Here is a 5,312-nt window from a genome sequence, read left to right as displayed (position 1 = left end):
GTCATGGTGTTCGCGACCATGCCGACCGACTTGTTCTGCTGCACCGCCATGAAGGCCGAACCGGTGTCCTGGAAGGTCACGGGCTCCGAGCCGTTCATCTTGATCGACAGCTCCGAGGTCGATCCCTTGGTCGAACTCAGGCGCTTGCCCTTGAAGTCGGCCTTGGCGGCACCCGGGTCGGAGGCTTTCACCGCGAGCATTTCCTTGGCCACGTAGTACGGGTCGCTGAACTGGATCTGCTCGCCGCGGCTCTTGGTGTAGGCCAGGTTGGCAATGGTCACGTCGACGCGCCCGAGCTTGACCTCGGGCACGCGCGCTTCCACCGAGAGCGGCGTGACCTTGGCCGTCAAGCCGAGTTCCTTGGCCAGCGCGTGGCACAGGTCGACGTCGTGGCCCACCATCTCGCGCGTCTTCGGATCCGGCGCGGCGAAGGGCGGAACGTCGGCGAAGGTGCCGCAGCGCAGCTCCTTGCGCGCGCTGATGTCGCTCCACTGGTCGGCATGCGCCAGCAGAGAGGCGGCGCAAAGACAGGTTCCGATCGTGGTGAGGCGGAAGACGTTTCTGTTCGACATGGTGAGCTCCTGAGGAGATGCTGGGGGAAGAAAAAAATCAGTGCGCGCGCAGGTCCGACAAGAAGCGCTGCGCACGCGGATGCTGCGGACTCTTGAAGAAGGCCTCGGGGTCGGCCTTCTCGAGGATGCGGCCCGCGTCCATGAACCAGACGCGGTCGGCCACCTCGCGGGCGAAGTTCATCTCGTGCGTGACGCACATCATGGTCATGCCGTCGTGGGCCAGGCCGCGCATCACCGACAGCACTTCGCCCACCATCTCGGGGTCGAGCGCGCTGGTGGGCTCGTCGAACAGCATCGCAGGCGGCTCCATGGCCAGCGCGCGCGCAATCGCCACGCGCTGCTGCTGTCCGCCCGACAGCTGCGCCGGGTAGGCGCCTGCCTTGTTCGACAGGCCCACGCGCTCGAGCAGCTGCGCCGCCCTCGCCTTTGCGTCGGACCGCTTCACGCCCAGCACCCGCATGGGCGACAGCATGATGTTCTCCAGCACCGAGAGATGCGGAAACAGGTTGAAGCTCTGGAACACGAAGCCGATGCGGCTGCGCAGCTTGTTGAGCGCCGCGCTGCTCATGGGCGCGTGGATGTCGTGGCCGTCGAACAGCAGTTGGCCCGACTTCACTTCCTCCAGCCGGTTGACGGTGCGGATCAGCGTGGACTTGCCGGAGCCCGAAGGGCCGCAGACCACCACCACCTCGCCCTTCTTGACCTCGGCGTTGACGTCGGCGAGCGCCTGGTAGTCGCCATACCACTTGTTGATGTTGGAGAACAGGATCATGGTGTCATCCCCTGCGGGGTGTGGAACGGGGTTCATGGCGCTGTCTCCTGGTCTTGTGGTCGATGGCCGTCGAGCGCGGCCTCACGGGTTTGCTGCCACCGGCGGCGGCAGCGAAACACCGTCTTCGGATGTCTTCACGGAAGCTGCACCGAGCCGCTTGTGGGCAATGCGCCGCTCCAGCCACTGCGCGAGCTGCGTCAGGCTGAAGCAGACGACGTAGTACGTCATCGCCAGGATGAAGAACACCTGGAACGGCTTGGTCAGCAGCTGGTTGTTGATCTGGTTGGCCGCGAAGGTCAGCTCCTGCACGTTGATGACGTAGCCCAGCGTGGTCTCCTTGATGGTGGAGATGAACTGGCTCAGCATGCTCGGCAGCATGTTGTAGAGCGCCTGCGGCAGGATCACGAACCACATCGTGCCCAGGTGGCTGTGGCCGAGCGCGCGCGCCGCTTCGGCCTGGCCCTTGGGCAGCGCCTGGATGCCGGCGCGCACCACCTCCGACAGGTAGGCGCCCTCGTAGATCACCAGCGTGCACAGCATGGTGGTGAAGCCCGACACATCGCGCCCGATCAGGATCGGCACCAGGAAGTAGACCCACAGGATCACCATGAGAAGCGGCACGCCGCGCACCACGTAGACCAGCACCGTGGCCGGCCAGCGCAGCAGGCGCCAGGGCGACAGCCGCGCGAGCGCCAGCAGCACAGACAGCGGAAACGCCAGCACGATGCCCAGCACCGACAGGATCAGCGTGGCGACGATGCCGCCGAGCGGCCCGCTGGGGTACTGGCCGACGAGCAGCAGCAGCCAGTTGTCGCGCAGGATTTCAAAGACGCTGAACATGGCCTCTTACCTCGCTTGGGCGATGCGGTAGCGCCGCGACAGCCAGCCGCCGACGGCCATGATGAGCAGCGAGCACACGAGGTACAGCACCGTCGCCATGCTGTAGGCCTCGAAGGTGCGGAAGCTCTGGCTCTCGATCTCCTTCACCGCGTGGGTCAGCTCGGCCACGCCGATGGCCATCGCCAGGCTGCTGTTCTTGAACAGCGACACGCTGTGGTTCACCAGTGCCGGCACCGCGTTGCGGATGGCCTGCGGCAGCATCACGTGGCGCATCGAACCGATGTAGCCGTGGCCGAGCGCGCGCGCGGCCTCGGCCTGGCCGGGCGGGATGGAGCGCAGGCCCGAGCGCATGTCCTCGCTGAAGTAGGCGGCCTGGCAGAGCCCGAGCGCGACGATCGAGAGAATCGTCTCCGCGTTGTGCACCGACAGCCAGCCCTGCAGCGCATCGGGCAGCAGGCTGAAGATGCCGAAGTACCAGAGCATGAGCTGCACCAGCGTGGGCACGTTGCGGTGGTACGAGACATAGCCCATCACCACACGCTCGGCCAGCCGGCTCGGCATGAGGCGCACGACCAGCAGCACGACCGCCATGGCCATGGCCAGCAGCCAGGAGCCGGCCGCGATCTTCAGCGTTTCCTGCAGGCCGTGCAGCAGCATCGCGCCGAACTCCGGCTTCAGCAGGATCGCGAGCAGGTCGAAGTCCTTCATGTGCTGCTCCTTGGCGTGGCCGTGCGGGGCGTTCAGGCCTGCGGCGCTTCCGGGCGCGCGGTCGAGAGTCCGCCGGGCACCTGCAGCGTGGGCGTGATTTCCATGTGGCCCACGTTGACCGCGATGGGCGCCGCAATCGCGAAGGCGATGGCATTGGCGATGTCCTCGGCCTGCGGCAGCTCGTAGCCTTCGACGAAGCGCTTGTGGGTTTCTTCGGAGTCGCCGTGCACGTGCGCGRAGATGTCGGTGGCCACGCGCCCCGGGCAGATCTCGGTCACGCGCACGCGCTTGCCGAAGACGTCGATGCGCAGCTGGCGCGACAGCATGCTTACGGCCGCCTTGGTCGCGTGGTAGGTGCTGTTGCCGCCGAAGTTGTAGGCCGCGGCAATGGAGCTGATGTTGATCACGTGGCCCCGGTCGCGCGCGGCCATGCCGGGCACCACGAGCCGGCACAGGTGCAGCACGGCGCGCAGGTTCACGTCGACCAGCAGGTCGATGCCCTCGGCATCGGCCTTGAGGATGGAGCCGGGGCGGTCGACGCCGGCGTTGTTGACCAGCACGTCGAATGCCACCTCCTGCGTGAGGCGGGTGATGCCGGCGAGGTCGCTCACGTCGATGGCATGCGGGATGCAGCCGGTGCGCGCGGCCAGTTCGGCCAGCTTGCCGGCGCTGCGCGCCAGCGCGTGGACCTGGAGGCCTTCCTTGCAGAGGCGCTCGACGACGGCGGCACCGATGCCCGAGGAGGCCCCCGTCACCAGCGCGGTCTTGTAGTCGGAGAAGGGCATCTTTGTTTCTTTCGTGGAACTGGAGATCGCTGCGTTGAATTCACTGTATCGAGCGCTTCTTCGCGGCGCCAAGACGGATTGGCTGTGGAGCGATAAGCCGCCCTTATGTTGCCCCGTGTTCGTGCATACGGCCTAGGGTAAGCACCATGTCCGGGCTGCAGACCTGCTAGTCCGGCTGCTTCGAGATCGGCACCACGCGCCCCGCCTGCTCGACCACGCTGCGCACCGCGCGCGCCAGCTCCACCGCACCGGGCGTGTCGCCGTGCAGCAGGATCGAATGCGCGCGCATCGGGATCTTCTTGCCGCTGTGGCTGGTGACCGTGCCCTCCTCCAGCAGCTGGCGCACGCGCGCCAGCACCGCGCCCTGGTCGTGGATCACCGAACCGGGCAGCTTGCGCGGCACCAGCAGGCCGTCGTCGCCGCAGGCGCGGTCGGCCAGGAAGGTGGTGCGCACGCGCAGGCCGCAGCGCGCGGCCGCGTCCTCGATGGCGCGGCTGGCGGAAGTGCTGACGATGAGCATCGGATCGAAATCCGCCACCGCGCGCACCAGCGGCTCGGCCAGCGCGGCGTCGGCCGCGGCCATGTTGCCGAGCGCGCCGTGAAAGCTCATGTGCGTCATGCGGTGGCCGGCGGTGCGCGCCATGCCGTCCAGCGCGCTCAGCTGGTAGAGCACGTAGGCGACGAGTTCCTTCGGCTCGATCTGCATCGGCCGGCGGCCGAACCCGAGCAGGTCGGGAAAGCCCACGTGCGCGCCCACGTCGACGCCCCGCGCCAGCGCCAGGCGCACGGTGCGGTCCATGATGACCGGATCGCCCGCATGGAAGCCGCAGGCCACGTTGGCGGAAGAAACGATGTCGAGCAGCGCCTCGTCCTCGCCCATGCGCCAGGGTCCGAAGCCTTCGCCGAGGTCTGCGTTCAGGTCGATGTCCATGGGAGTCCTTTTTCTCTCTCGTTCGTCAGAGGGGGAGCAGGTCGAGCAGCGGCGCGCCGAAGCCGACTGCAAGGCCGTCGGCCGCGCGGAGGCCGTCGACGATGCCGGCCTGCGGCGCGGTGACGGGCAGCAGCAGCGGGCCGATCTTCAGCAGGCCGAGGGTCTGGCCGGCTTCGACGCGCTGGCCGATGCGCACCAGCGGCGCCGCGGCCAGCGGATGGCTGTGCAGGAACACGCCGACGGAGGGGGCGTGGATCGGCGAGTGCTCTGGTTCGGCTTCTTCCGCCGGCAGTTCAACGATGTTGTCGCCCTGCCGTCCGAGGCGCAGCGTGCCTTCTGGCGTGCGCAGTTCGAGCAGGCCGATGTCGGTGCCGGCCAGCCAGGCGGCCAGCTGCGAGGTGCGCAGTGCGATGTCCTGCATGTCAGCTTTTCTTGGGGTGCTGTTGTTCGGGGCGCTTCTGTTCGGGACGCGTGCACAGGCCACCGGGTACTCCCCTCCGCGAATGTCCCCCGGCCTGCGGCCTCCTCCTTGATTTCGCTGCGGGGAGCACCCGATGCCCTGTGCACTTGGGCACGCTCGTGGTGTACCGCTGATCAACCGCCGCTGCGCATAACGTTCCTGTCGATGGGGTGCCTTGCGCAGCGAAATAAAGGAGGAGCCGAAGGCGGGGGACATTCGCGGAGCAAGGTACCCCGTCGGCAGG

7 protein-coding genes are annotated in these 5,312 nt (G+C 67.5%); all 7 read right to left on the bottom strand.

Features of this window, described 5'->3' with window-relative positions:
• On the bottom strand, positions 1 to 572 hold a 572-nt coding region (locus AC1DOC_RS17825), incomplete at its 3' end, for a transporter substrate-binding domain-containing protein (RefSeq protein ID WP_478130184.1).
• A gap of 37 nt (positions 573 to 609) precedes the next feature.
• Entirely contained in the window at positions 610 to 1,344 is a 735-nt protein-coding gene (locus AC1DOC_RS17820) for an amino acid ABC transporter ATP-binding protein (RefSeq protein WP_018904140.1), read from the bottom strand.
• An 81-nt stretch (positions 1,345 to 1,425) separates the two neighbouring features.
• Complete coding sequence (locus AC1DOC_RS17815; protein ID WP_015866389.1) at positions 1,426 to 2,184, bottom strand: amino acid ABC transporter permease; 759 nt, start codon at positions 2,182 to 2,184, stop codon at positions 1,426 to 1,428.
• Between the two features lie 6 nt (positions 2,185 to 2,190).
• The gene (locus AC1DOC_RS17810) at positions 2,191 to 2,892 is read right to left on the bottom strand and encodes an amino acid ABC transporter permease (RefSeq protein ID WP_018904139.1); all 702 of its coding nucleotides are present in this window, start codon (positions 2,890 to 2,892) and stop codon (positions 2,191 to 2,193) included.
• A gap of 32 nt (positions 2,893 to 2,924) precedes the next feature.
• A complete protein-coding gene (locus AC1DOC_RS17805; RefSeq protein ID WP_478130183.1) occupies positions 2,925 to 3,677 on the bottom strand; it encodes an SDR family oxidoreductase in 753 nt (250 codons plus the stop codon).
• 166 nt (positions 3,678 to 3,843) lie between these two features.
• Entirely contained in the window at positions 3,844 to 4,608 is a 765-nt protein-coding gene (locus AC1DOC_RS17800) for a LamB/YcsF family protein (RefSeq protein ID WP_015866386.1), read from the bottom strand.
• 25 nt (positions 4,609 to 4,633) lie between these two features.
• Positions 4,634 to 5,029, bottom strand: coding sequence for an acetyl-CoA carboxylase biotin carboxyl carrier protein (locus AC1DOC_RS17795; protein ID WP_018904137.1), 396 nt, complete (start codon positions 5,027 to 5,029; stop codon positions 4,634 to 4,636).
• Positions 5,030 to 5,312: the final 283 nt, after the last annotated feature.

The sequence above is a fragment of the Variovorax sp. 01T439_2 genome (assembly GCF_056398445.1).
Note: the sequence above shows the minus strand (reverse complement) of the source record. Positions and strands in the feature narration are given on the sequence as shown.